Annotated in this window: 20 protein-coding genes and 1 tRNA gene; 17 read left to right on the top strand and 4 right to left on the bottom strand. The window is 69.1% G+C overall.

The features are described 5' to 3' along the window. Position 1: 1 nt before the first annotated feature. Entirely contained in the window at positions 2–2,266 is a 2,265-nt protein-coding gene (locus Cs7R123_RS33100; RefSeq protein WP_212832403.1) for a nitrate- and nitrite sensing domain-containing protein, read from the bottom strand. Between the two features lie 332 nt (positions 2,267–2,598). On the opposite strand from Cs7R123_RS33100, the gene Cs7R123_RS33095 reads away from it, so the two are divergent. From Cs7R123_RS33095 to Cs7R123_RS33070, 6 genes are all read left to right on the top strand, one after another. Then, the gene (locus Cs7R123_RS33095) at positions 2,599–3,423 is read left to right on the top strand and encodes a hypothetical protein (protein ID WP_212832402.1); all 825 of its coding nucleotides are present in this window, start codon (positions 2,599–2,601) and stop codon (positions 3,421–3,423) included. A 36-nt stretch (positions 3,424–3,459) separates the two neighbouring features. After that, complete coding sequence (locus Cs7R123_RS33090; RefSeq protein ID WP_212832401.1) at positions 3,460–4,782, top strand: SWIM zinc finger family protein; 1,323 nt, start codon at positions 3,460–3,462, stop codon at positions 4,780–4,782. Between the two features lie 76 nt (positions 4,783–4,858). Further along, positions 4,859–6,346, top strand: coding sequence for a DUF5691 domain-containing protein (locus tag Cs7R123_RS33085; protein ID WP_212832400.1), 1,488 nt, complete (start codon positions 4,859–4,861; stop codon positions 6,344–6,346). Further along, positions 6,343–7,428, top strand: a complete 1,086-nt coding sequence (locus Cs7R123_RS33080) for an AAA family ATPase (RefSeq protein WP_212832399.1) — start codon at positions 6,343–6,345, stop codon at positions 7,426–7,428. The genes Cs7R123_RS33085 and Cs7R123_RS33080 overlap by 4 nt, the downstream gene beginning before the upstream one ends. Next, entirely contained in the window at positions 7,425–9,701 is a 2,277-nt protein-coding gene (locus Cs7R123_RS33075) for a DUF5682 family protein (protein ID WP_244872302.1), read from the top strand. The genes Cs7R123_RS33080 and Cs7R123_RS33075 overlap by 4 nt, the downstream gene beginning before the upstream one ends. Then, positions 9,698–10,840: a VWA domain-containing protein gene (locus Cs7R123_RS33070; protein ID WP_212832398.1), complete on the top strand. Its 1,143-nt coding sequence runs from the start codon at positions 9,698–9,700 to the stop codon at positions 10,838–10,840. Before Cs7R123_RS33075 ends, Cs7R123_RS33070 begins: the two co-directional genes overlap by 4 nt. 149 nt (positions 10,841–10,989) lie before the next feature. On the opposite strand, the gene Cs7R123_RS33065 is transcribed toward Cs7R123_RS33070, so the two are convergent. Continuing rightward, a complete protein-coding gene (locus Cs7R123_RS33065) occupies positions 10,990–11,430 on the bottom strand; it encodes a TIGR02611 family protein (protein WP_244872301.1) in 441 nt (146 codons plus the stop codon). Between the two features lie 292 nt (positions 11,431–11,722). On the opposite strand from Cs7R123_RS33065, the gene Cs7R123_RS33060 reads away from it, so the two are divergent. The 5 genes from Cs7R123_RS33060 (at position 11,723) to Cs7R123_RS33040 (ending at position 16,648) form a co-directional block, all read left to right on the top strand. Continuing rightward, positions 11,723–12,154, top strand: coding sequence for an SsgA family sporulation/cell division regulator (locus tag Cs7R123_RS33060; RefSeq protein WP_120318938.1), 432 nt, complete (start codon positions 11,723–11,725; stop codon positions 12,152–12,154). Between the two features lie 170 nt (positions 12,155–12,324). Continuing rightward, positions 12,325–12,399: transfer RNA gene (locus Cs7R123_RS33055), tRNA-Val, on the top strand. 657 nt (positions 12,400–13,056) lie between these two features. Continuing rightward, on the top strand, positions 13,057–13,737 hold the full coding sequence (locus Cs7R123_RS33050) for a DUF4145 domain-containing protein (RefSeq protein ID WP_212832391.1): 681 nt from the start codon (positions 13,057–13,059) through the stop codon (positions 13,735–13,737). Positions 13,738–14,213: 476 nt separating this feature from the next. After that, positions 14,214–15,506: a PIN domain-containing protein gene (locus Cs7R123_RS33045; RefSeq protein ID WP_212832390.1), complete on the top strand. Its 1,293-nt coding sequence runs from the start codon at positions 14,214–14,216 to the stop codon at positions 15,504–15,506. Positions 15,507–15,916: 410 nt separating this feature from the next. Continuing rightward, on the top strand, positions 15,917–16,648 hold the full coding sequence (locus Cs7R123_RS33040) for a DUF899 family protein (protein WP_212832388.1): 732 nt from the start codon (positions 15,917–15,919) through the stop codon (positions 16,646–16,648). Positions 16,649–16,876: 228 nt separating this feature from the next. Here the strand turns inward: Cs7R123_RS33040 and Cs7R123_RS33035 are convergent, their stop codons facing one another. Beyond that, positions 16,877–17,164 carry a hypothetical protein gene (locus tag Cs7R123_RS33035; RefSeq protein ID WP_212832386.1) on the bottom strand — a complete coding sequence of 96 codons (288 nt, stop codon included), beginning with the start codon at positions 17,162–17,164 and terminating at the stop codon, positions 16,877–16,879. 142 nt (positions 17,165–17,306) lie between these two features. On the opposite strand from Cs7R123_RS33035, the gene Cs7R123_RS33030 reads away from it, so the two are divergent. The 3 genes from Cs7R123_RS33030 to Cs7R123_RS33020 all read left to right on the top strand — a co-directional run bounded on the left by Cs7R123_RS33030 (position 17,307) and on the right by Cs7R123_RS33020 (position 21,330). Beyond that, positions 17,307–18,086, top strand: a complete 780-nt coding sequence (locus Cs7R123_RS33030; protein ID WP_212832384.1) for a GntR family transcriptional regulator — start codon at positions 17,307–17,309, stop codon at positions 18,084–18,086. A gap of 2 nt (positions 18,087–18,088) precedes the next feature. Further along, entirely contained in the window at positions 18,089–18,976 is an 888-nt protein-coding gene (locus Cs7R123_RS33025) for a DMT family transporter (protein ID WP_212832382.1), read from the top strand. Positions 18,977–19,629: 653 nt separating this feature from the next. After that, entirely contained in the window at positions 19,630–21,330 is a 1,701-nt protein-coding gene (locus Cs7R123_RS33020) for a pentapeptide repeat-containing protein (RefSeq protein ID WP_212832380.1), read from the top strand. A gap of 368 nt (positions 21,331–21,698) precedes the next feature. On the opposite strand, the gene Cs7R123_RS33015 is transcribed toward Cs7R123_RS33020, so the two are convergent. Then, positions 21,699–22,175 carry a DUF2690 domain-containing protein gene (locus tag Cs7R123_RS33015; protein WP_212832378.1) on the bottom strand — a complete coding sequence of 159 codons (477 nt, stop codon included), beginning with the start codon at positions 22,173–22,175 and terminating at the stop codon, positions 21,699–21,701. A gap of 663 nt (positions 22,176–22,838) precedes the next feature. Between Cs7R123_RS33015 and Cs7R123_RS33010 the strand changes: the two genes are divergently transcribed. The 3 genes from Cs7R123_RS33010 (at position 22,839) to Cs7R123_RS33000 (ending at position 26,074) form a co-directional block, all read left to right on the top strand. Continuing rightward, positions 22,839–23,303 carry a hypothetical protein gene (locus tag Cs7R123_RS33010; protein WP_212832376.1) on the top strand — a complete coding sequence of 155 codons (465 nt, stop codon included), beginning with the start codon at positions 22,839–22,841 and terminating at the stop codon, positions 23,301–23,303. Positions 23,304–23,446: 143 nt separating this feature from the next. Next, complete coding sequence (locus tag Cs7R123_RS33005; RefSeq protein ID WP_212832374.1) at positions 23,447–25,045, top strand: hypothetical protein; 1,599 nt, start codon at positions 23,447–23,449, stop codon at positions 25,043–25,045. Between the two features lie 486 nt (positions 25,046–25,531). After that, positions 25,532–26,074, top strand: coding sequence for a family 16 glycoside hydrolase (locus Cs7R123_RS33000; RefSeq protein WP_212832373.1), 543 nt, complete (start codon positions 25,532–25,534; stop codon positions 26,072–26,074). Positions 26,075–26,183 lie beyond the last annotated feature (109 nt).

The following is a 26,183-nucleotide window of genomic DNA, read 5'->3' as shown; positions in this document are numbered from 1 at the left end:
GTCAGGCACGTCCTTCCAGGGTGGGACTGTCTTCCAAGCCGGCGCTGTCCTGCGGCCGGCTATGGCTCACGGTGTCTTCCCCGTTGTCGGAGATCTCGGTGACGGCTTTAGCCCGCCCGCGCACGGTACCCGACTGGAACGCGGACATCATCGTCCGTACCTGATCGGCGCTGCGGGCGCGTGGGGGCGCCGATTCCGAAGCCAGGGAGAGCGTGGTGTCCTCCCCCAGGGCGGCGGGGCTGCCCGCGGTGGCGGGCTCGGCGGTGCTGCGGCGTACCCGCTTGGGCAGCAGCAGCGCGGCCTCCTCATCGGTCCTGGCGCTCGCGGTGCCGAGATCGATCGTCTGCTCGTCGAGCGGGGCGGGCACGGCGGCCTGCGCGGTCACGGCGGGCACGCGCGGCGCCACGACCACCGGCTCGGTGCGCCCGCTGTCGTCGTCCAGCACGAGCTCGGCCGGGACCAGCACGACCGCGGTGATGCCGCCGTACGAGGACGGCCGCAGCCGCACCGTGATGCCCTGGCGGGCGGCCAGCCGCGCGACCACCAGCAGGCCCAGCCGCGAGCTGTGCGACGGGTCGAACGCGGGCGGCTCGGCCAGCTTCGCGTTGGCCTCCAGCAGTTCGGCGTCGCTCATGCCCAGACCGCGGTCCTCGACGTGCAGGGCCAGCCCGTGGCTCACGACCTCGGCGAAGACCCGGACCCGGGTGTGCGGCGGGGCGAACGAGGTGGCGTTCTCCAGCAGCTCGGCGACGAGGTGGATCAGGTCGCCGACCGCCCGGCCGACCACCTTCACGTCCGGCATGCGGTCGACCGTGACCCGCTGGTAGTCCTCGATCTCGGAGGTGGCGCCGCGGACCACGTCGATGGTGGGCACCGGGTGGCGCCAGCCGCGGCCCGGGGCCGCACCGGCCAGGATGACCAGCGCCTCGGCGTGGCGGCGCATGCGGGTCGCCATGTGGTCGAGCCGGAACAGGTCCTCCAGCTCCTGCGGCTCGGCGGTGCGCCGCTCCATCCGGTCCAGCAGGGTCAGCTGGCGGTGCAGCAGCGCCTGCGACCGGCGGGCGATGTTGAGGAAGACGTCGCTGATGCCGCGGCGCAGGATCGCCTCGTCGACGGCGGCGCGCACGGCGGTGCGCTGTACGGCGCCGAAGGCGTGGCCGACCTGGCCGACCTCGTCGGTGCCGACCGCGACCAGGGGCACCTCGGTCAGCGACGGATCGTTGACGACGGCGCCGGGCTGGCGCAGGGCGGCGATGGCGCGCGGCAGGCGCTCGTGCGCCACCTCCAGCGCCGACACCCGCAGCCGCTCCAGGCGCCGGACCACCGACCGGCCGGTGCGCAGCGACAGCACCAGCGAGATGACGGCGCAGATCAGACCGAGCAGGCCCGCGGAGATGGTCTTGACGAAGGCGCCGATGCCGACCTCGTTGGCCAGCTCGGAGGTGGCCGCGGCCGCGGCGCCCTCGGCGGCGTCCATCTGGGTGATGATCGCTTGGGTGGTGCTGCGCCAGATCGCGGCGTCCAGCGGGAGCTTCCCGCCCGTGCGCGCGTTGGACAGCGACTCCTCCATCGAGTACAGGGTCGTGTACGTGTCGCTGGTGAAGATCTGCTGGAACGTCTCGCGGTGCGGCGACTGGAGCGCCGCCTGCGACTCCTCCAGCAGCTGGCGGCGGGCGCCGATCATGCGCAGCAGCGCGGTCTGCTCGGCGGTGGTGACCTTGCCGTCGGCCACGGCGCCGGTGACCACGGCGTCCTCGCGGTTCAGCATCTCGCGGCTGCGGCTGACGGCGAACAGGCCGCGCGCCGACCGGGCCAGATCGGGGTCGGCCAGGTCGGTCAGCGGGGCGAACGCGCGATACAGCGTGTCGATGAGGTCGGAGTAGTCGCGGACGATCGCGGCGTTGTCGGCGCGCTTGGCGTCGATGTCGGCACGGGTCTGCGGCAGCCCGTTCAGCGCGGACAGGAACGCGTCGACCAGGCTCAGCTCGTGCGGAGAGAGGTCCTCGCGCAGGCCGCTGTCGGCGATGCGGCGACGCAGGATCTGCTCGTCGGCATCGGTCTTGGCGCGCTGCTCGGTCAGGGCCGCCGAACCGGGCTTCTCGGCCACGGAAAGGAGGCGCTCCTTCTGCAGCGCCGTCATCACGTGTTCGCCGTAGTTGCCGAACACCTGCTCGTACTGTCGGGCGTGCAGAAGGTTGAGCGCGCCATCCGCGGTGACCGCGACCGCGAAGGCGGACAGGCCGGTGATCGCTATCAGCGGGACCACGGCCAACGTCATGATCTTGGCGCGGATACTCCAGCCACGGTTTCTCACACTGACCACGTCCAAGGTACGGCGCACCGCGGCATCGACACGGGTCTGCGCCAACCCAGCCGAGCCCCCATCGGTTTCGTGACATGCCACAGGGCGCTGTTCGACAATTGCCTTCGGGCCAAGAAACTAGCCGCCCGAGAGTGCTCCTGTCCACTGCGGTGGATGTCCACAGCAGACATGATCACTTAAGGCGACCAAGGCATTGCGCTGGGTGTATCACCTTGGCATAGACGAACCCGCCCGGCAGACTGTCGCACGGCCCGCGTTCCCCCAGGGAGATCACTATGGACACTCTCAGCCTCATCTCCGCCGTGCTGTCCGTGCTCGGCGCGGTGGTGGCCGGCGTGATGACGACCTGGTCGGCGCGCAAGGCCAGCATGCTGGAACACCGGCTGGCCGAGCAGCGCCACCAGGAGAGCAAGGCCGAGCAGGCCAAGGAGGTGCTCAGCCGCTACCGCGAGCCGCTGCTGCTGGCCGCGTTCAGCCTCCAGTCGCGCCTGCACAACGCCGTCAGCGGTGTCTACTTCATGAACTTCCTCGACCACGACGACGTCGACGAGCGCCGCTACGCGCGCGACTACACCGTCTACGTGCTGGCCGAATACCTGTGCTGGGTCGAGATCCTCCGGCGCGAGATGCGGTTCCTCGACCTGGGCGACGACGAGAGCAACCGCGCCTTCACCCGCCATCTCAGCGCCGTCACCAACGAGCTGTCCACGCTGAGGCACCCGCTGCCGCACTTCCGGCTGTTCCGCGGCCAGCAGCGGGCCATCGGCGAGCTGTGCATGGTGTCCGGGGCCAACGGCCGCAGCGACAGCATCACCTACCCGGCCTTCTGCACCAGGATCGACGGCGAGCCCGAGTTCCAGCGCTGGTTCGGGCGCCTGCGCACCGACGTCGACGAGATCGTCACCCAGCGCCGCAGCGGCTCCCCGGACGGCAACGTGCGGCTGCTGCGCACCCAGCACGCGCTGATCGACCTCATCGACTTCCTCGACCCCGACCGCACCCGCGTCCCCGACGACCGGGCCAAGCTCCGCGAGCCCGTCGCGGACCAGGGGTCCGGGACCGGAACGGCCCCCGCACAGGCCGCGCCGACCGGGGCCTGACCGTCGCTGTCGGACAGGGTGGCTATGGTGCCGCCCATGTCCGAAGCAACGATGCCGCCGTGGACGGCGGAGCAGGTGCAGGCGCTCGCGCCCGACGCCTCCTCCTTCGCCTCGGCGCGCAAGCTCGCCGCCTCCGGCGGCTGGAGCAGCACCGGCACCGGCGGCGAGCCGGCCGGACTGTGGGGTTTGTGCCAGGGCAGCGGCAGCAACCCGTACCAGATCTGCGTGGACCTGACCGAGCCCGCGTACAAGTGCTCCTGCCCGAGCCGCAAGTTCCCCTGCAAGCACGGGCTGGCGCTGCTGCTGCGCTGGTCCGGCGGCCAGGTGGCCGCCACCGAGCCGCCGGACTGGATGGCCCAGTGGACCACCGGCCGGGGCGCGCGGGCGGAGAAGAAGGCCGAACGCGCCGCCGCGCCCCGCACCGAGGCCCAGGACCGGGCCGCGCAGCGCCGCGCCGACAAGCGCGCCGAGTCCGTCGCGGGCGGCGTCGGCGAGCTTCGGGTATGGCTGGCCGACCAGATCCGCCACGGCATCGCGGGCCTGGACCAGTCCGGCTACAAGCCGTTCGAGCAGGTGGCCGCCCGCCTCGTCGACGCGCAGGCCCCCGGGCTGGCCGCGGCGGTGCGCCGCCTGGCCCCGCTGCCCAGCTCCGGGGCGGGCTGGGAGCAGCGGCTGCTGGCCGAGTTGTCGCTGCTGCACCTGCTCACCGGCGCCGCGACCGTGGACGACCTGCCCGACGAGCTCGCCGCGACGGTCCGCACCCGGGTCGGCGCCCCTGCCACCACCGAGCAGGTGCTGGCCACCGCGCCGGTCCGCGACACCTGGCAGGTCGTCGGCGTACGCGACGAGGCCGAGGACAAGCTGACCAGCCGCCGGGTGTGGCTGCGCGGCCGCGACACCGGCCGGGCCGCGCTGGTCCTGTCCTTCGCCGCCCCCGGCCAGGCCCTGCCCGTCGACCTGGTCCTGGGCACCGAGGTCGAGGCGGACCTGTGCTTCCACCCCGGCGCCGCCCCGCTGCGGGCCCTGGTGGCCGAGCGCCACGGCGCCCCGCGGCAGTGCCCGCGCCCGGGTCCGGTGCACACCGTGGCGGGGGCGCTGGACGAGCTCGCCGCCGCGCTGGCCGCCGACCCGTGGCTGTCGGCCTGGCCGCTGCTGCTGGCGGGCAGGCTCGTGCCGGGGCAGCCCTGGCACCTGGTCGACGCCGACGGCGACGCGCTGCCGCTGGACCCGGCCGCGGGCGAGCCGTGGCGCACCGCCGCCGTCGCAGGTGGCGGCCCCGTCACCCTGGCGGCCGAATGGAGCCCCGCGGGGCTGCGGCCGCTCACCGCGTACACCGAGGGGGAGGTGGTGCGGGCATGAGCGAGCGAAGCGAGCGAATCATGAGGCACTGTGCGACCGAGCCTCATGCCGGAACCACGCGAAGCGGGGTTCCGGCATGAGCGAGCAGACTTCCGCGCTGTGGCCGGAGCTGCTGTCCAGTGCCCTGGTCGGCACCGACCGGCGCGCCTGCGCCCCCGAGGCGGTCCCGCCGCTGCTGGCCGGGGCGGTCCCGGAAGGGCCGCTCGACCCCGACGGGCTGCTCACCGCGGCCGCCGTGGTGACCGTGGCCGGCCGTGCCGCGCAGCGGCCCGCCCGGATCGAGGTCCCGGCCCCGGCCCCGGCCGAGACCGCCGCGTACGCCCCGGCCGCGGCCCAGCGGCGGCTGTCCGGGCTGCTGTCGGGATCGGACGCCGAGCTGGACCGCTCGGTGCAGCGCGACCTGGTCACCGAATGGCTGACCCTGGCCGCCGGACGGGGCCTGCTGGTCGCGCCGACGCACCTGGTGCCGCTGCTGGAGCAGGCCGACTCGGCCCAGCGTGCGCTGGTGCGCGCCGTCGGGGGCGCCCGCCTCCAGTGGCTGTGCGCCGAGGGCCCCGGCCGCTGGTCCTGGGCCGTGGCCACGCCGCAGCAGGCCCCGGCCGGCGACGACTGGGACACCGGCCGCGTCGAGGCCCGCGCCGCCCACCTGGCCCGGCTGCGCGCCGCCGACCCGGCCGCCGGACGGGACCTGCTCGTGCAGGCGTGGCCGCAGGAGAAGGCCGCCGACCTGGCCGTGCTCATCGACGCCTGCGCCACCGGGCTCGGGCTCGACGACGAGCCGTGGCTGGAGAAGGCCCTCGACGACCGGCGCACCCAGGTCCGCGACGCCGCCACCCGGCTGCTGGGGCGGCTGCCGGGCTCGGCATACCGGCAGCGCATGGCCGACCGGGTGCTGGCCTGCGTGGCGGCGCCGAAGTCGCGGCGGATGGAGATCACTCCGCCCGCCGAGTGCGACGACGGCATGCGCCGTGACGGCATCATCGCCAAGGCGCCGGCCGGGACCGGCGAGCGGGCCCACTGGCTGGCCCAGCTCATCGCCGCCGCCCCGCTGGACTGCTGGGCCGCCGTCGACGCCGACCCGGCCGCCGTGCTCAACCGCAAGGCCTCCGACGACTGGGGCCCGACCGTCCGGCAGGGCCTGGCCCGCGCGGCGGTCGCCCAGCGCGACGGCGTATGGGCCAAGGCGCTGCTGTCGGCCGGGTTCTCCGACGCCGGGGAACTGCACGTACAGCTCGTGGCCGTGCTGCCGCCGGAGGAACTGGCCGAGACCGTCGCCACGCACGTGCGCCGCAACGTGGACAGCGCGGTGCGGCTGCTGCCCGCCCTGCCCGAGCCCTGGCCGACCGTCGTGTGCGAGGCCGTGCTGGCCGTCCTGCGCGACCGGGAACGCTCCAGCAGCGGCCGCTTCCAGCTCCTGCGCCGCGCCGAGACCGGCCTCGACCCCGCGTACGCGCCGCAGCTGGCCGCACTGCTCGACGACATGCCGCAGCTCTACGTCCAGCTGCTCACCCGACTGCACACCATCCTCGCCATCCGGCACGACATCCACCGGGAGTTCGCATGACCGCCACCATCGACACGCCGACCGTGCTGCGCCCGCACGCCGAGCAGTCGTACGCCCACGAGCTGGCGGCCCTGGCCGCGGCCGACGACAAGCCCCGCCCGCCCGGCTGGCGCCTGTCCCCGCAGGCCGTGGTGACGTACCTGCTCGGCGACGGCGACCAGATCTCCCCGAAGTACATCGGCCCGCGCCGCCTGATGGAGGTCGCGGTCGCGACCCTGGCCACCGACCGGGCGCTGCTGCTGCTGGGCGTGCCCGGCACCGCCAAGACCTGGGTGTCGGAGCACCTGGCCGCCGCGATCAGCGGCGACTCGACGCTGCTGATCCAGGGCACCGCGGGCACCCCCGAGGAGGCCATCCGGTACGGCTGGAACTACGCCCGCCTGCTCGCCGAGGGCCCCACCCCGGCGGCGGTCGTGCCCAGCCCGATGATGGTCGCGATGCGCACCGGGGCCATCGCCCGGGTCGAGGAGCTGACCCGTGTCCCGTCGGACGTGCAGGACACCCTGATCACCATCCTGTCCGAGAAGACGCTGCCCGTGCCGGAGCTGGGCGACGAGGTGATGGCAGTCAAGGGCTTCAACGTGATCGCCACCGCCAACGACCGCGACCGGGGCGTCAACGAGCTGTCCAGCGCGCTGCGCCGCCGCTTCAACACCGTCGTGCTGCCGGTGCCGGGCTCGGTCGACGAGGAGGTCGACATCGTGCAGCGCCGGGTCGCGTCGCTGGGCCGGTCGCTGGAGCTGCCGGAGGTGCCCGACGCGATCAACGAGATCCGCCGCGTGGTGACCGTGTTCCGGGAGCTGCGCGAGGGGCTGGCCGCCGACGGGCGTACCAAGCTGAAGAGCCCCAGCGGCACGCTGTCCACCGCCGAGGCGATCTCGGTGATGACCAGCGGCATGGCCCTGGCCTCGCACTTCGGCGACGGCGTGGTCCGCGCCGCCGACGTGGCGGCGGGCATCCGCGGCGCGGTGGTCCGCGACCCCGTCACCGACGCCGTCATCTGGCGGGAGTACCTGGAGACCGTGGCGCGCGAGCGCGACGGCTGGAAGGACTTCTACCGGGCCGCGCGGGAGGCGGAGTGACCAGCGACCGCGTGCACGTCTTCGGCATCCGCCACCACGGTCCGGGCTCGGCCCGGGCCCTGGTGCGGGCCCTGGACGAGCTGCGCCCCGACCTGATCCTGGTCGAGGGCCCGCCCGAGGCCGACGCCCTGGTGGCCCTGGCCGCCCACGAGGGCCTCCAGCCGCCGGTGGCGCTGCTGGCGTACCCGACGGGCACCGGCACCACCCCCGGCGAGGGCGCGTCGTTCTGGCCGTTCGCGGTGTTCTCGCCCGAATGGCAGGCGCTGCGCCACGCCGCCGTCCACGACGTGCCGCTGCGCTTCTGCGACCTGCCCGCCGGGCACCGCTTCGCGGCTCGCGCCGCAGCCCAGGCGCCCGCCGAACCCACCGCGGACGCGGAGTCCGAAACGGACGCCGTCGACCCCGCCGAGCTGCGCGTCGACCCGATCGCCGGGCTCGCGCACGCGGCCGGGTACGACGACGCCGAACGCTGGTGGGAGGACGTGATCGAGCACCGCCGCGACGGCAACCCGTTCGCGGCGGTCGCCGAGGCGATGACCGAGGTCCGCAAGGACAGCCCGGCCATCGCCGAAGACCTGGTCCGCGAGGCGTACATGCGGCAGACGCTCCGCGCCGCGCTGCGCGAGGGCCACCAGCGCATCGCGGTCGTCTGCGGCGCCTGGCACGTGCCGGCGCTGTCCGGCGACCTGCCGCCGGAGAAGGCCGACAAGGACCTGCTCAAGGGCCTGCCGACGGTGCCGACCGCGATCACCTGGGTGCCGTGGACGCACGGTCGGCTGGCGTCCTGGAGCGGCTACGGCGCCGGAGTCACCTCACCCGGCTGGTACCACCACCTGTTCACCACCGACGACCACCCGGTCGAGCGGTGGCTGGTCGAGGTCGCCGGGGTGCTGCGCGGCCAGGACCTGCCCGTGTCCAGCGCCCACGTGATCGAGGCGACCCGGCTGGCCGACACCCTCGCGGTGCTGCGCGGGCGGCCGCTGCCGGGCCTGGCCGAGGTCACCGAGGCGACCCGGTCGGTGCTGTGCGACGGCGACGAGACGCGGCTGGAGCTGATCCAGCGGCAGGTCGTGGTGGGGGAGCGGCTCGGTGCCGTACCCGACGAGACCCCGTCGGTGCCGCTGGCGCGCGACGTGGCCGCCCAGGCCAAGCGGCTGCGCCTGGCCACCGAGGCCCTGGTCCGCGACCTCGACCTCGACCTGCGCAAACCCAACGAGCTGGAGCGCAGCCGCCTGCTGCACCGGCTGCGGCTGCTCGGCGTCGACTGGGGCCGCCCCGCCCAGCGGGCCAAGGGCGGCAAGGGCACCTTCTGGGAGTCCTGGCAGCTGCAATGGCAGCCCGAGTACGCCGTCGACCTGATCAGCGCCAGCGCGTACGGCGTCACCGTCGAGCAGGCCGCCACTGCCAAGGTCGTCGACTCGTGCGCGGGCGCCGACCTCGCCGGGCTCACCGGCCTGCTGGAGTCGTGCCTGCTCGCCCAGCTTCCGCAGGCCCAGCCCGCGGTGCTCAGGGCGCTGGCCGACCGGGCCGCCGTCGACACCGACATCGCCCAGCTGATGGCGGCCGTGCCCGCACTGGCCCGGTCGCTGCGCTACGGCGACGTCCGCGCCACCAGCACCGACGCCCTCGCCGAGGTGCTCGCGGGCCTGGTCACCCGGATCCGGCTCGGTCTGCCCGGCGCCGTCGCGGGCCTGGACGACGACGCCGCCCGCGCCCTGCGCGTCCACCTCGACGGCACCCACGAGGCGCTGACACTGCTCGGCACCGAGCTGCCGCTGCGGCAGGAGTGGCTGGACACCCTGGCCCGGCTCGTGGACCGGCCCGACCTGCCGGGACTGCTGGCCGGGCGGCTGCTGCGACTGCTGCGCGACGCGGGCGTCCTCGACGCCGACGCGGTCGAACTGCGGCTGGCCCGCTCGCTCACCGTCGGCGTGCCCGCCCCGGCCGCGGCCGCGTACGTCGAGGGCTTCATCGCCGGTGGCGGGCTGCTGCTCGTACACGATGAGGCACTGCTGTCCCTGGTGGACCGGTGGCTGGTCGGCCTCGGCCCGGACACGTTCACGGCGGTGCTGCCGCTGCTGCGGCGTACCTTCGGCGCCTTCGCCGCCCCCGAGCGGCGGTCGGTCGGCGTACGCGTAGGCCACCTGGGCACCGGCGGCTCCGGCAGTCCCGCGTCCGGTGACGACGAGCTGGCCGCCCTGGACCCCGATCGGGTCGCCCTGGTGCTGCCCACCCTGAAACTGCTGGTCAACGCCGGAGGGAGTCGGTCATGAGCGACGAGGAGCGGCTGCGCCGCTGGCGGCTGGTGCTCGGCGGCGACGGCGACGGCACCGGGGTCCAGCTGTCCGGAACGGACTGCGGCATGGACGACGCCCTGTCCGCCCTGTATCGCGGTGAGGACGGCGGCAGCACCCGCAGTGCCGGGCTCGGCGGGTCCGCGCCCAAGGTCGCCCGCTGGCTCGGCGACATCCGGCAGTACTTCCCGTCGACCGTGGTGCAGGTCATGCAGGCCGACGCGATCGAGCGGCTCAACCTGACCCGCCTGCTGGTCGAACCGGAGATGCTGGAGGCGGTCGAACCCGATGTGCACCTGGTCGGCACGCTGCTGTCCTTGAACAAGGTGATGCCGGACAAGGCCCGCAGCACCGCCCGCATGGTGGTCGCGAAGGTCGTGGCCGAGCTGGAGCGGCGCGTGGCGAACAAGACCCGCGCCGCGGTGACCGGTGCCCTCAACCGCGCCGCGCGGATCAACCGGCCCCGCCACCGCGATATCGACTGGCAGCGCACCATCCGCGCCAATCTCAAGCACTACCAGGCCGAACACCGCACGATCGTGCCGGAGCGGCTGATCGGCTACGGGCGCCAGACCCGGTCGGTGCAGCGCGACGTGGTGCTGTGCGTGGACCAGTCCGGCTCGATGGCGGCGTCGGTCGTCTACTCGGGAGTGTTCGCGGCGGTGCTCGCGTCGATGAAGACGCTGCGCACGTCGCTGGTGGTGTTCGACACGGCGGTGGTGGACCTCACCGACCAGCTGCACGACCCGGTCGAGGTGCTGTTCGGCACCCAGCTGGGCGGCGGCACCGACATCAACCGGGCCATCGGCTACTGCCAGGGGCTGGTCACCCGTCCGCGCGACAGCATCTTCATCCTCATCAGCGACCTCTACGAGGGCGGCGTGCGCGCGGAGATGCTGCGCCGGGTCGCCGCCATGACGGCGGCGGGGGTGCAGGTCATCGTGCTGCTGGCGCTGTCGGATGAGGGACAGCCCGCGTACGACCACGGCAACGCGGCCGCGCTGGCGGCGCTGGGGGTGCCGTCGTTCGCGTGCACGCCCGACGCGTTCCCGGAGCTGATGGCGGCGGCCATCGAAAGGCGTGATCTGACGCCGATCATAGAAAAGATCAAGAGCTGACCGTTTGCGCAGCTCAGGGGACCCGGCCGCGCTGACCTGGGGAGGTTGACGGGCGCGGCCGGATCACTCTGATCACACCGCGTGGTGACGCTGCGGTCAAGTCGTCCGGTCGTACGGCACGGGCAGGCTGACCGTCGCTGGGAGTTCCCTCAATGCGTGAGGAACCAGTCCCAGAGGCGCTGGAACACCCCCGGGCCGAACGTCAGCCGCAGCGAGATCATCACGATCGCCGCCACGAACAGCAGCCCGGCCAGCCCGATGAGCAGGCGCAGCGCCAGCGGCTGCCGCTTGACCCACCCGGTCCAGCCGCTGAGCTTGCCCCGGCCGAAGACCAGCAGGTTGCGGGCCCAGGCGAACTCGATCGCCCAGATGCCCAGGCCGGCGAAGACGATCAGCCAGCCCGGACCCGGCAGCGGGATCAGCACCAGCCCGGCCAGCACCACGAGCCCGCCCAGCAGGCCGATGACGATCCGCAGCGCGTACCGCCCGGTCGGGTTCGCCCGGATGGCGAGGTAACCCAGGCGGGCCCGGTCCTTCAGGCCGGGGCGAGCGGGCGCCTCCGGTTGCCGAAAGTCCGGTTTGTCAGCCATCGCCCCAACCCTGTCCGTCTCGCGCACCGGGCTCTTGAAATCACCCGTCACCAACCCTGATGACTGGACGTTACCGGAGTGTGTCGACGCCTTGGGCGGCATCACAATTGAGCAATTCAGGGCAAAGCACGGCATCTTACTCCCTGTAGGTGCGCCGGGGCCCGCGTTTTCATCGATCTTCCCGCGATCGGGTGAGATCGTAACGATGACGGAGCGTATAAGGGAGAGTCACCTTGAGTATGGGAGGGGCGGAGCGATTGAGCTCCGCCGCAGTGCCGGGGGGAGTACGTCCATGAGTGCCATCCGTCCTACGACCGTCGAGGTCGAGACATCGCTGCGGCTGGTCGCGCCCGACGCGACCTCGTTGCCGGTGCGGGCGAGCCTTCGCTACGACCCGGTCGACCCGTACGCGGTGCATGTGCTCTTCCACGCCGAATCCGCCGGCGGCGAGGCGGTGAGCTGGTCGTTCGCGCGCGAACTCCTGGTCACCGGACTCGACGAGCCGGCCGGCATCGGTGATGTGCGGGTCTGGCCCTGGGCCACCCCGCGCGGCGACTTCGTCGCGCTCGCCCTGTCGTCGCCCGACGGCAACGCGCTCTTCGAGGTCCCCCGCAGCGTCCTCGTCCGGTTCCTGCGCCGCACGTACGTCGTCGTACCGCGCGGCCGCGAGACCGACCACCTCGACGTCGACGCCGCCGTCAACCGGCTGCTGGCCGGGCGCTGAACCAACTCGACCCCACCACCCCGGCGGTCACCGACCGTCACCAAAGACCGGACGAGGTGCTCGCGAGAGCACCTCGACCTGTTTTGTGCGGGTTCTGGTCGGCGCGACGCGCCGAGGAGGTACCGAGATGCGAGCCAGGCTGGACATGCTGTAGAGTTCCATCTCGTTGCGGGCGATTGGCGCAGCGGGAGCGCGCTTCCTTCACACGGAAGAGGTCACTGGTTCGATCCCAGTATCGCCCACCAGATCAGAGGGCACATCCTATTGATGGATGTGCCCTCTCTTGGTATCTGGGTGACTAAGTCGGCAAGTTGGGGCGCCGCATCACCGAAGACTCAGCAGCTTCGCGCAAGCCAAACCCTTGAGATTTGCCGAATTGATCTCTGAAGGATCAAGGGCCGCTGACGCGGCCCGGCGCACCGCGTCCCCCCGCGCTCTGCCTGCGGCCCGCGCGGGGGACGCGGGCGCCAGCCGCCATGTTCGCCTTGAACCCCAAGAGCCATGTCGGAACACCACCGTGGACCAGACCGCGCCTCCCGCGACGCCGCCACGCCCGAACACCACAGCAACCACAGACCTCAGGGCTCCGCCCCGAACCCCGGCCACCGCTTCAGAGATGCACCCGGCACAGCTGCGGGAAGAAGGTGGGAAGAGTGGGGGTAGGGGTGGTGATCTCCTTACGCCGTCACCACAAGGGCAGTACCACACCCGCCGGCGGGCAGCTCCGCTCCGCTCCGCCACCCGCCGGCGGCTGCGGTCTGGTCAAGACTGCCGCCGCAAGGAGATCACCACTCGCCACGAATCGTCCTGTCGGCTCTCTCTCCCGGCCAGGCGGCTAGAACTCACGTCACGACCAGCATAATCTCGCGCGTGTAAGGCGCTGAGGTGGGACCATATCGCACGTGACAGATTTTGTCCCCGCCAAGAGCGCGATGGAGAAGATTCCGAGCCCGGAAAACGATCAGTACTTGTGCCCGCACAGCGCATGCGGGGTGTTCGCGCTGATGAAAGATCTTCCTCTTTTCAGGAGAGTCGAAGAGCACAAGTTCGCGCCGATCAGGTACTTCCAGACGCAGCAGTGCATGGCCTGCAACGAGAACATCGTTTGGTATCGAACCAATACAGACGGCTGGCGCATGGTGTTCCCGCTGTCGAAGGTGGGCGTATCGCCTAGTGCTGATATGCCTGACGACGTTCGAGCTATCTACGAGGAAGCCCGCGACGTTTCCACACTTTCACCGCGAAGCGCGGCAGCGCTTTTAAGGCTCAGCCTCCAGATGCTTGTAGATGACATTGAGCCGGGTTCCGGCCAGATCAACGACAAGATTGCGAAGCTTGTGCAGAAGGGCCTCGACCCCCAGGTCCAGCAGGCCATGGATGTACTTCGTGTCGTGGGCAACAATGCCGTGCATCCAGGAGAGATCCAGATAGACAACAGCACCGACCTCGTCGGATCCCTCTTTGCACTGGTAAACGTCATCGTTGACCAGATGATTTCCCGGCCGAAGCGCATCGGGACGTTGTTTGCCGCCCTTCCACAGCGCAGCCGCGACCAGATTGCACAACGCGACGCTGTGCCCTAGGTGGGCGCCGGTGAAGCGTTCGGGACGAGGGGTCCAGTTGCCCGTCGAGAGTCAGCAGAAAGTCAGCGAACCTGATGGCTCCTGCTTACCCTGAGCACTTCCAGTCAGTTGCGGAAGCACAGCGTTCCAGGCGCGTTGACAGCGGGCGATACCGGGGGAGAGCCCAGGACCGTGTTCACACGGAAGAGTCGGCTGGTTTCGATCCCAGTATCGCCTACCCATGCGATACGGAGATTTAACCCTTCTGAAGTCCCAGCTCGATGAGCTGGGACTTCGCTCAGCGTCGGCGTCCGCTTTGAGTACATTCGGCTTGACTGTACGTTTGGCCCGGCGCGAACCGGCCGTGCTGCTTGCGTGTCGCGCTATCAGGGTGGCGCTTCCTCGGTCGGTCGTGAGCGCATCATCAGTCCTGGCCAAAACTAGTGTCGAGCGCACACCGCACCCCCTAATATGGACACGCTTGCAGAGGAGGGCACATGCCACTTGCATTTCGGGATCAGTTTGCACATTACTTAGTCCCAACCGACAACGATCTTCGAACCTCATTCACGCTGGGCACGGTAGTTGTGGATACCAACGTGCTCTTCAACGCATACCGATATACAACCGAGGCAAGTGAACAACTGCTTAGCGCTTTGGAACGCCTTGAAAAGCGAATCTTCATTCCCCATCAGGTTGGTGAGGAATTCTACCGAAACCGCATACGCGTGATGAGCGATCTCCGTAACGGCTACGCTGCGCTCGCTGCAAGCATCCGGCAGGCAGAATCGAAAGTCAGTCAGGAACTTGGCGAGCGCATCAATGAACTGTTCAAGCGCGTCTCGCTGTCGGATGAAGAGAAGTCGCGTTTGACCGAAGCATTGACCAATGCTTTTACGCCGCTATCCAGGGTCGTGTCCGACCTTCAGGACAAGCACACTCCAGTGCGATCCTTCTCCAAGGACCCAATATTAGATCGAATAGAGTCGTTGTTGAACGGCAAGATCGGCCAGCCATTCGTCGATGATCTCGCCGAGCGTCTAGCTGAGGCGGATCGAAGGATAAAGAACTCCGAGCCTCCCGGCTACCGCGACGGCAACAAGGATCAGTCGCATGGTGACTACTTTGTGTGGGCACAGACTCTTGAACACGCCAAACGAGCCGGTGCCAGTCACATCCTGCTCGTAACGGGCGACGAGAAAGAGGACTGGTTCCGCCAAGTCAACCGGAAGATCGTATCTGCACGACCGGAATTGGTAAAGGAGGCGCGTGAGTACGCAAACTGCCATCTTGTCATATTGAACGTAGGGGAGTTTTTAAAAAGCGCAAAGAGGTTCCTCGATGCAGAAGTGAGTGAGGCAACCATCCGCCAAGCTGAGGTGCCCGCATCAATTGCCGCGAACGTGGGGGACCTCGAGATCGAGAATCTAGCGGCGTTGGCGGAGCGAATGAGCTACGAAATCGGCTATCACTCGGCCGAACTAGAATCGCTTCAAGATAGCGAGCGTCGCCTCGAAATGCAGTCACGTCACGTAAGCGACGAGCGGAATGTATTTTTAAAAAGCCCATCTGGTGTTAGGGATCAAGACGGCTACTATTCGGACTTGTACGAACTTGACTCTAAGGCCCGTCAGATCAGTAGATTGCTGGAGGGGGTATCACATCGAAGGCGTCACCTCGAAAGCGCCATCCTTGAGCGCCGGGACAAGCTTACGCACATCGAGGCAGAGTTAGTTGCCTGGCGAGCCCAGCAGGCGAAGGCCAGAAGCCTTCATCAACGCGCAGGCTGATCGCCGGCACAAGTGCGGACCTCGCATGACGGCTCGATCATGAGCACAGTTTACGGCGGGTGACAGCGCAGACGGAGGCATCATGTTGTGCCCGGCGCCCGGCTGCCAGTGTTCGCTACTTGGGGCCTCAACGGCGCACCTGCCACGCAGGTACCAGACGAACTCCAGGTGTCACTGCTACGGGAGCAGATTCAGCAGCGGCCGGTGGGACCGTCTAGGGGACGGCCCGCGGACGGCGTAATCCCAGTCCTGATCTACGTGGACCATGGCCGGCTCACCCGGTGCGCGATAGTCGAGAGCGATCATGTCGTGGCCAGCCGAGCGGCACTGCGCGATGTATGCACCGGACTAGGTTGGTTAAGCCTGACCGAGCGTATGGCGTCAGGTGCTATCGAAGAGAAGGAGCGAATGTGCGCCACCTACCTACCGTGCCGCTGGCGGTCTCCGCGCTGCCGACTGTCACCAGCCGCGACGAGTACGAAGCCGCCCGCGCCAGTCTCCTTGTCAAGGAGAAGGCGCACACCCGCGCGGGCGACGCGATCGCCGCAGAACGCCGCCAGCTACCGATGATCGAGATTCCCGGGTCCGTCACCGTGGTCGGCGCGAAGGGCGAGGTTCCGTTTCTGGACGTCTTCGAGGGGCGACGGATGCTCGTCGGCTACTTCCACATGTGGCATGACGGCCAGCCGGCCGAAAGGCAGTGCATCGGCTGCACCTACTTCGCATCCCAGGTCCAGGGCCCGCTGGCGCACCTGCATGCACGCGACGTGACGTTGGCCTACTTCTGTGAGGGCACCTACGAGGAGAGCCGACCGTACGCAGACTTCATGGGCTATACCGCGCCCTGGTTTTCGGCGCGTGACGCGGGCGACGGACTGCTGGCCGGCCGGGATTTCGGCTGGCTCGGCTGCTACGTGCGCGACGATCACGGCCGCGTCTACGAGACCTACTGGACGACCGACCGCGGCACCGAGGCGGGCTTCTGGTCCTACAGCCTGCTGGACCGGACCGTGTTCGGACGTCAGGAGGCGTGGGAGGACGCTCCGGACGGCTGGCCGAAGATCTCTGCCGGGCTGCACCAGTGGCGTGCCGACGGTCGCCCGCTGGCGCAGTGGGGCGTCACTGACCAACCCGCCGGGTAGGCGGCCGCCGTCAGGGTCACCAGCTCAGATCGACGACCGCCCGATTCGGCCGTGGACCGTGATCGGACGCCCGCTCGGCGAAGGTCCTAGAACCGGAGTTCATCGAGACGTGCTCGACGTCCGGGGCGTCGGTCTGACCGGTTCGAGGGGCGGGCGCGTACGGGACCGCTAGTTGCGAGCCAGGGACCGTACGCGCCCGCTGTGCCCCGCCGGTGTCGGCGGGGAGTCTCAACCGGCCAGATACGGCCGGACCAGAGCGGGTTCGACCGCTTGCCAGTCCGCGAAATGCGCCAGCAGTTGCGCTCCGCGCAGGCGGAATTCGCATGGATGCACTCGACCGCAGCGGCGGCAGCATCCGGTGGCCTCACGGCGGTGGACCAGAAGCAGGTAAGCGCCACGTGCTGCCTGAGCCTCGGCATACCGCTCGAACTCGCGTTCTGCGATCGGGGTCCCCATCGCATGCCCTTCCTGCGCATCGTGATCTTCTGGTGGGCTCGTCGCGACGGCCTTGACCATCCCGTGCTCACTCGACATCAACTGGCTTGAGCCACATCTGGCTTAAGCCAGTTTGCATCGATGGATGCAGCCCGTCAATAGGTGGCTCAAGCCAGTTGGGGTAGCGTAGAGACGACACCCCTACGAGCAGGTTGGAAAGGCCATGACTGATCGCGGCGAGGATCGGCGGCCACCGAGCAGGCGTATCGCAGACGAGCTGCGGGACAAGATCGAAAGCGGTGTGTACGCGCCTGGTGAACAGTTGCCCTCTGAGCGTGAGCTGGCGGCGACCTACCAGACGGCGCGCAACACAGCGCGCGAAGCGCTGGCGATCCTCCAGTCCGAAGGCCTCGCGGCGGCTCGCCACGGCAAGGGCGTCTTCGTCCGCCAGCGCAGGCCGCTGGTCAGATCCGGCGCCGACCGCTACTCCAAGCGGGCGCGAGACAAGAGCGGACTGTCGCCGTTCCGGATCGAGGTAATGAAGCAGGGCCGGATCCCGAGCACCGAATGTCGGTCCGTCACGCAGGTCCCCCCGCCCGCCGATGTCGCGGAACGGCTGGACCTCGACCCGGCGACCGACCTCGTAGTCCGGCGCGAGAACTGGTACTTCGCAGACGGTGAGCCGGTTCAGATCGGGGTCACCTACATCCCGGTGCCGATCGTCCTCGGTTCGCCGCTGGCCACGGAGAAGACCCTGGGGCGCGGCAGCATCTACGCCCGCTTCGAGGATCTCGGCCGGTCCATTACCCGCAGCCGCGAGGAGATCAGCTCCCGGATGCCGACACCCGCCGAAGCGTCGGGCCTGATGATGCCACCCGGCGTGCCGGTCATCGTCGTACTGCACACCAGCTTCGACCAGGACATCAAGCCGTTCGAGGTCACCCGGTTCGTCATGCGGGCCGACCTGACCGGCCTGGACTACCACATGCCGATCGAGGACTGAGCGTGCGCAGGGCAAACGTCGCACGGCTGGCGCTGCTGGCCCTGCTATGGGGGTCGAGCTTCCTGTGGATCAAGCTCGCACTGCGAGGTTTCAGCCCCGTGCAGCTCGTCTTCCTTCGACTGCTGCTCGGGTTCGCCGTGCTGGCACCGATTGCGCTCTACCGACGACTGCCCAGGCCACAGGGGATCGCGACCTGGGGACATCTGTTCGTCGCCGCGCTAATCGCCAACGCCGTGCCGTACGTGCTGTTCGGGATCGGTGAGCAGACCGTCGCATCCAACGTCGCGGGCGTACTCAACGCAACGACGCCCCTATGGACCTTCGGCGTTGCTTACCTTGCCGCCACGGACCGGGCCGTCACACCCGCCCGCGTGATCGGCATTGTGGTCGGATTCCTCGGCACCGTGCTCATCTTCTCGCCCTGGCAGTCCGCCAGCGAGATCGCCAGCGCGGGAGGACTGGCCTGTCTCGCCGCCTCGGCCTGTTACGGGGTGAGCTACGTCTACATGGGCAAATACCTGGCAGGCCGGGGTATGCCACCGCTGATGCTCTCTGCGAGCCAACTCGGCGCCGCGACGGTGCTTCTCGCGATCGCGCTGCTAGTGTTCGGCACGCAGCCGGTGACCTGGCGCGCCGATGCGGTCATCAGCGTCGCAATCCTGGGCGCGCTGGGCACAGGAGCTGCCTACGTCCTGAACTACCGGCTGATCGCAGATGAGGGACCGACAGCCGCGTCCGCGGTCACCTACCTTTTGCCCGTCGTCGCAGTTGCGTTGGGTGCACTTGTCCTCGACGAAACGGTCACCGTGGGGATGGTGTCGGGAACCGCGCTGGTGCTGGCAGGAGTGTTCCTCATCCAGCGGAGGAAAGCCGCGGTAAGTAGCCGCTAGTCCGTGATCTCGGATGGCACGGCTGAGGGGCATGGTTGCAGGCCGCCTGATGGCTGACGACGCTCTGGGTCGTCGCGCTCTGCCGTTGTCGCGATGCAGCGCTGTTTCGGCCAAGGGCGTTTGATTGCCGAATTAATCTCTATGGGATCAAGGGCCGCTGACGCGGCCCGGCGCACCGCGTCCCCCCGCGCTCTGCCTCCGGCCCGCGCGGGGGACACGGGCGCCAGCCGACGAGACAGCCCAGGATCCCAAGAACCATCACGGAACACCGCCGTGGACCAGACCGCGCCTCCCGCGACGCCGCCACACCCGAACACCACAGCTATCTCAGACCTCAGGGCTCCGCCCCGAACCCCGACCACCGCTTCAGAGATGCACCCGGAACGGCGGCGGGAAGATGGTTGGGGAGGGGTGGTTGGGGTGGTGATCTCCTTACGCCGTCACCACAAGGGCAGTACCACAGTGCCGGCGGGCAGCTCCGCTCCGCTACGCCACCCGCCGGCACTGTGGTCTGGTCAAGACTGCCGCCGCAAGGAGATCACCACTCGCCACAGCCCGACGCGTAGCGTCCGATAGGTCACGGTGAACGCACTCACGGCCGATCCGCCAGGATGCACGGGCTGGGTACAACAGACGATGTGAATCCTCGATGGATGAAGAGCGCCGTCACAGGCAAGCCCGCCGAACTGGTGAGGTTCCCCCTGGCGTTGGCCGCCGTGATCCTCTCTGCGATCGTCGTCCTCAGCGGTACCGGCGTACTTCTCTGGCTCGGGCTGGGGTCGCCTTCCCTCGGCGTAGGTGTCCCGCCGGTCTCCACCAACCCGACCGGCCCCGCACCGACGACGACGCAGTTGACCACGCAGGACCAGCTGAACATGGTCCAGATCGCCCTCATCATCACCGGCGGACTCGGCGGCGTCGTCGCCCTGGTCGTGGCCTACCGCAAGCAGCGCATCGCCGAGGACGCACACCGCTGGGCCGATGAGGCCAACCAACGCGCCATCGAGGCCAGCAGCCGAGACGACACCAGGCTGTTCAACGAACGATTCACCGCCGCCAGCGCCCAACTCGGCCACGAATCAGCCGCCGTACGCCTCGCAGGCGTCTACGCCATCGCCGGACTCGCCGACGACTGGCAAGCAGGCCGACAGACCTGCATCAACGTCCTCTGCGCCTACCTACGCATGCCCTACCAACCCGACCCCAAAGCCGAAGAAGGCGGATGGATCAAAGGCGAACGAGAAGTACGCCTCACCATCATCACCATCATCCGCGACCACCTTCGCGCCGACCCCGACACCGACACCCTCAGCTGGCGCGGACACGAACTCGACTTCACCGGCGCCACCTTCGACAGTGGCGACTTCAGCGACGCCCACTTCACCGCCAACACCAACTTTGCCAACACCACATTCTCCGGCGGCGAGGTCGGGTTCGTCGGGGCGACGTTTTCCGGCGGCACGGTCTGGTTCGGCGGGGCAGCGTTCTCCGGCGGTTCGGTCGGGTTCGTCGGGGCGACGTTTTCCGGCGGCACGGTCTGGTTCGGCGGGGCGACGTTCTCCGGCGGCGAGGTCAGGTTCGACAGGGCGACGTTCTCCGGCGGCACGGTCTGGTTCGGCGGGGCGACGTTCTCCGGCGGCGAGGTCAGGTTCGACAGGGCGACGTTCTCCGGCGGCGAGGTCAGGTTCGACAGGGCAGCGTTCTCCGGCGGCGAGGTCAGGTTCGACGTAGCGACGTTCTCCGGCGGCACGGTGAGGTTTGACGTAGCGACGTTCTCCGGCGGCGAGGTCAGGTTCGTCGTGGCGACGTTCTCCGGCGGCACGGTCTGGTTCGACGGGGCGACATTCTCCAGCGGCGAGGTCAGGTTCGACGGGGCGACATTCTCCAGCGGCACGGTCGGGTTCGACAGGGCGACGTTCTCCGGCGGCGAGGTCGGGTTCGTTGGGGCGAAGTTTTCCGGCGGCACGGTGAGGTTCGTCGTGGCGACGTTCTCCGGTGGCACGGTCGAGTTCTTCGGGGCGAGATTCTCCGGCGGCACGGTCGGGTTCGAGGTAGCGACGTTCTCCGGTGGCACGGTCGGGTTCGACGGGGCGACGTTCTCCGGCGGTGAGGTTGGGTTCGTCGGGGCGAGATTCTCCGGCGGCACGGTCGACCTGTCTATCCTGAACAGCTATCAGGCGCCACCGCAGTTCGACCCCTGGACCACGCCGCCGATAGGACTCAAGCTTCCGCAAGACAGCGAACAGGCGGCAGAACCATCCAGCCACAGCCAACAGACGACGACACTGGAAGACGCCGACGGCAGGCCGGACGAGCAACAGCCAACACAAGACGAACTCAGCCAAGAGGACTGATCGCGTTCGGGACGAAGCGCTCCGGCGCCCGCCGAGAGTCAGCAGAAAGTCAGCGAACCTGCTGACTCCGGCTTGGGCCGAGCGCTTCCAGCCAGTGGCAGGAGCGCAGCGTCTCGTGCGCGTTGACAGCGGGCGATACCGGGGGACAGGCCAGGACCGCGTTCACACGGTAGAGGTCAGTGGTTCAATCCCAGTACCGCCCACAGGTACACACACGTCAGAAGCTCGCTAGAGATCAAACCTAGCGAGCGTCTTCGAAATTGTTGGCGGGGTCAATGCTGCACGAGCTGACGGCGTTGGGGCGGTCGCTGCTTGGCGACCGCCCCTGAACTCGCCACACCGACCCGACCCGATCCGATCCGTTCGGGTCAGTACGCGGAGGTGCAGAGGAAGATGCCCGATGTGCTCCAGGACGTGGAGGCGCACGCCTCGGTCTTGTAGCCGGCGTCGTCGAACTGCTTGCCCCACTCGTGCGGCCGGTTGCTCGGCGGCCCGATCTGGTCGGCGGTGAAGTACTCGTAGGTGACCTCGCCGGTGGAGGCGCTCACCCACTTGCGCCGCATGTGGATGTAGTAGTACTGGTTGAGGCCGCCGTAGATGCGCCCCCAGACCGTCCGGCAGGTCGGGCTGTAGCGCAGCTGCACCGTGAGGCCGTGGGATGAGGAGTAGGCCGACACGGGGGTGGTGGCGCCGCTGGCGCACACGACGCCGTTGGGAGCGGTCTCGTCGGGCCACGTGTAGTTGCACGCGGACCCGCATGCGCCCGCGGCCTGCGCCGGTGCCGCGATGAGCAGGGACGCGACGCCTGCCAGAACCGTGACGACGAGCATAAAGAGTTTCTTCATGCGGATGAGCGTCGTCGGGCGCCTGTGTAGCGGCAACGAGGTGCGGCCAGTACCTAATGTTGCTGGTGGGCCTCCTGATCGGATACCCACACCACGATCTCTCGGCGGCCAGCTGTCCGACGACGCCGACTCAGCGTTTCGGGCATCCCGGTCGACTCTGGGCGGTCTTCGAAACCGGGGCTGCGCCCGAACAGATTCCCTCCATGTCTGCCGGTACCCTCCTGCGGTGGCGGAAGGCGGCAGGACACATGTGCAGGTATTGGCTTCATTTCGACATCTCCGGGATCTATCCGCGCGGCTGGCCGCCGGTGGTGGGTGTGACTGGCCGAGACCTCGATGACTGCCTGGAGATCGTCCGATGCCGGTACGGAACACCTGTGCCGCCCATGACGAAGATCGTCGAGAATCCAGATCTGACAGACTTCCGGCCTGGCACCGTGCCCCTCGGCAGGCCGCTCGGTGTGTCCGTCTGGCGGGGCATCTGGTATCCGCCCGAGAACATCACCGGACCTGAGCCTCCAGAACGCCAGCGAAGCCACCCGCGCCCGAAGGGCACCCTGAGGGCAGGCAGTCACGTGCCGGAGGCCACGACGAACTACGCCAGCTCGCGCTGCGCCTCGGCATGACCCCTCTCGATCCGCCCGACCCGTTAACGTGACCGGGATGCGTATCGCCATCACCGGCCACACCAAACTCCCGGTCGACACCCTCACCCTCGTCGACCTGGCGCTACGCGACGAACTGGCCCAGCACGCCACCCCGGCACTCGTCGGAGTGTCCCTGCTGGCAGACGGACCCGACCAGCTTTTCGCCCACGCCGTGCTCGACCTCGGCGGACGGCTTGAGGCCATCGCCGTTCAACCCGAGCACCGCCACTTCGACCAGGAACCCTTCGCCGCCCTCCTGGCTCGAGCCGCCGCGGTGGATCACCTCCCGCTCTACCCCACACCAGCGCAGGCGTGGACCGCGGGCGCTGAGGAACTCCTTCGCGGCGCAGACCTGCTCATCGCGATCTGGGACGGCTCCGACCCCGCCGGCAATGGCGGCACCGCCGACGTCGTCGTCCGCGCCCGCGTGCTCGGCGTGCCGGTGCGAGTCCTTTGGCCATCCGGGGCGAAGCGACGATGACTGCCACGTGCGCCGGTTGGGCTTAACGGATCGACGGCTCTGCCTGAAAGTATCGACGGTCGGCAACGGAGATGTCGCCTGACCTGTGAAGGAATGGTGAAACTCGCTCGCCGCGTTTGCGGGCGGTTGTTATACACGATCGTATGTCATCAATGTGGATTCGCCGGGCGGCATGCGTCCTGGCGGTCGCGACATCGGTCGCGGTCGTTGGCATCGCCGCGCCCGCGTCAGCGCAGGCAGGCAACCCGCTCTGCCTCAGATCCATCAACTTCGCCGCCAACCACGTCGACGCCCGCAACGGCGACGCCGTGGTCGCGCTGAAGTGGACGGTCCGCAACACCGACACCGCAGCCACGGACCTCAACGGCCTGCTCAAGCTGTACATGGTCGACAGCGCCGGCAAGCGGCTCGGCCAGCTCTACGAGGTCGACTTCCGCTACAACGAGCAGTGGTACACCAAGGCCCGCTGGCTGTCGGGCACGCCGCAGGAGTCGACGTACCAGTACGACTTCGTGGTGCCGAAGTTCGGCAGGACCAAGCAGGCGCTGTGGGCGGTCGCGGAGGTCGCCCTCTCCGACGAGCTCGGTCACTCCACGACGGTCACCGGCACCGCGCTGGGCGCGGCGACGCTGAAGGCCACCACCCTGGCCGACTCGACGGCGCCGAGCTTCACCCAGTTCTACCAGGAGCCGATCAACAACGAGCGGCCGTACGTCTACGTCAAGGACCAGGTCGGCTACCTGCGCTACTACGCGTCGCTACAGGACACGCAGGCGGGCTTCTGGAAGGGCACGCTGCGGCTGACCGGTCCGGGCGGGCAGAAGCTCGACACCGCCTTCGAGTCGGCCTGGTTCGTGCGCGACCCGCGCTGCGGGCCGTACACCGGCGGCGACGTGAACTACACCAACTGCGGCATCGAGGTGAGGTTCCCGGCGGGTACGGCGTCGGGCCGGTGGACCGTCACCGGGCTCACCCTGGTCGACAACGTCGGCAACAGCACCACGCTGACCACCCCGGAGACCCCCGCCGTCACCGTCACCTCGAACGAGACGGTGCGGGCGACCGGCTTCACCGCGACGCCGAACCCGGTCAACAACTGGGCCGGGGACACGATCACCACGCTGAGCTTCACCGTCAGCGGGGCGCAGGGCGGCGTGACCGAGGTCGTCGCCGACTTCATCAACTGGGGCTGCACCCAGACGACCACCACGCCGACGGTGAGCTCGGCCGGGGTCGTGACGATCCCGGTGCGGTTCACCCACGGTACGCCGTGGTGCGACCTCAACGGCCTGGTCGTCAAGGACGGCGCCGGCCGGGTGGCCGTCTACGGCGCCGCGTACGAGGCTCCGGCCACGGGGCTGCGGATCCGGCAGCTGCCCAACACGACCCCGCCGACGGCGACCGAGGCGACCCTGACGCCGACCACGGTCGCCCGCAGCCAGGCGGGCAGCCTGTGGCCGGTGGTGAAGGTGAAGGTCGTCGCGCCGCTGGCACCGGCGAACGGCTACTCGCTCTACCTGTACGACACCGCGGGCAACACGGTCGCCCAGCAGTTCGGCGGCAACGGCGTCGACGCCGACGGGTACATGACCATCTACGGTTACCTGCCCTACGACATCGCCCCCGGCGTCTACACGTACGGCTTCGAGCTGTACGACGAGAGCCGCCTGCGGTCGGCGTACGGCCCGTTCGGGCAGCCTATGCCCAACGGCCCGCTGCAACTGACCGTCACCGACAACTGATCGTCCATCGCTGAAGGTCCCGCTGCCGCCGTCCGTCTCATCGACGGGCGGCGGCAGAGGATCGGGCGACGTGCCCATCGCGATTTCGGCGGTCCGAGCAACCGCAGGCCCGGATCGTGCGGCTGATCGGCCGATCACATCGTGCGATCGCGACTCATACATTCCGTGTGTGCACCACGGGGTGCCGTTGACGGGAGTCGCGTGATGGCAGAAGAGGGCAACACCGGCAAGCCAGACAAGGACAGCACGGACAAGCCAACGAAGGACCACACCCTCCGAACGCTGATCGTCAGCGGTGTCGTGGTCGCCTTCGCGACGGCGGTGTTTGGTTGGATCTTCAACGTGAATGGCGGTCCCACTCCGCCGCCGTCTCCCACCCCATCTCCGTCCCCGTCGCCGTCCCCGTTGCCGTCTCCATCGCCTGAGCTGTCCCCTGTCGTTGACGCGGTAGTCAACCCCTACCTGCCGGAGCACTCCCGGCTGGCCATGAACGACGCGCTGACCAGTGACAGCGGGATCTGGTCCAACGGCGACCCGAATTCGGGCACCTGCGTCTTCGACGGCAAGGGCCTGCACGCCAAGGCGACGAACTACTACCACCAGTGCCACTCCTCGACGTCGGCCTCCGACTTCACGTACGAGGTGGAGTTCGAGTTCGGCACGGCCCGGGTCGCCGGGCTGCTCTTCCGCTGCAACGGCGGCGGCACCGGCTACTACGTCGAGGTGGGGCGCAGCGGGCACATCTGGCTGAACTACGGGATCGACGGCAAGAACCACGGCCCGGAGGACCTGCTCGACGTCAACGTGCCGGAGCCGGACGTGAAGGCCGCGCACAAGCTCGCCGTCACGGCGGTCGGCGACGTGCTGACCGTGTACTTCGACGGCAAGAAGCTGAAGTCGGTCACCGACAAGACGCTGACCAGCGGAACCGTGAGCGTGCTCACCGACGGCGGCGCGGCGCCGAGCGGCGCGTCCGGCGTGGGGGAGACCGTCTTCCGCAACGCCCGCCTGTGGACACCGGCCACCTGATCCGGTCAGACCTCCGCCGCAGACGCGGTCGGCAGCCCGTCGGCGATCCCCGCCGGCGGGCTGCTTCGATTTCTGCCGGCCGAATGCGGCAGGTCAGAGGCGGGACCAC

The sequence above is a fragment of the Catellatospora sp. TT07R-123 genome (assembly GCF_018327705.1).
Classification (GTDB): Bacteria; Actinomycetota; Actinomycetes; order Mycobacteriales; family Micromonosporaceae; genus Catellatospora.
This window is presented reverse-complemented; position numbering and strand designations above follow the sequence as displayed.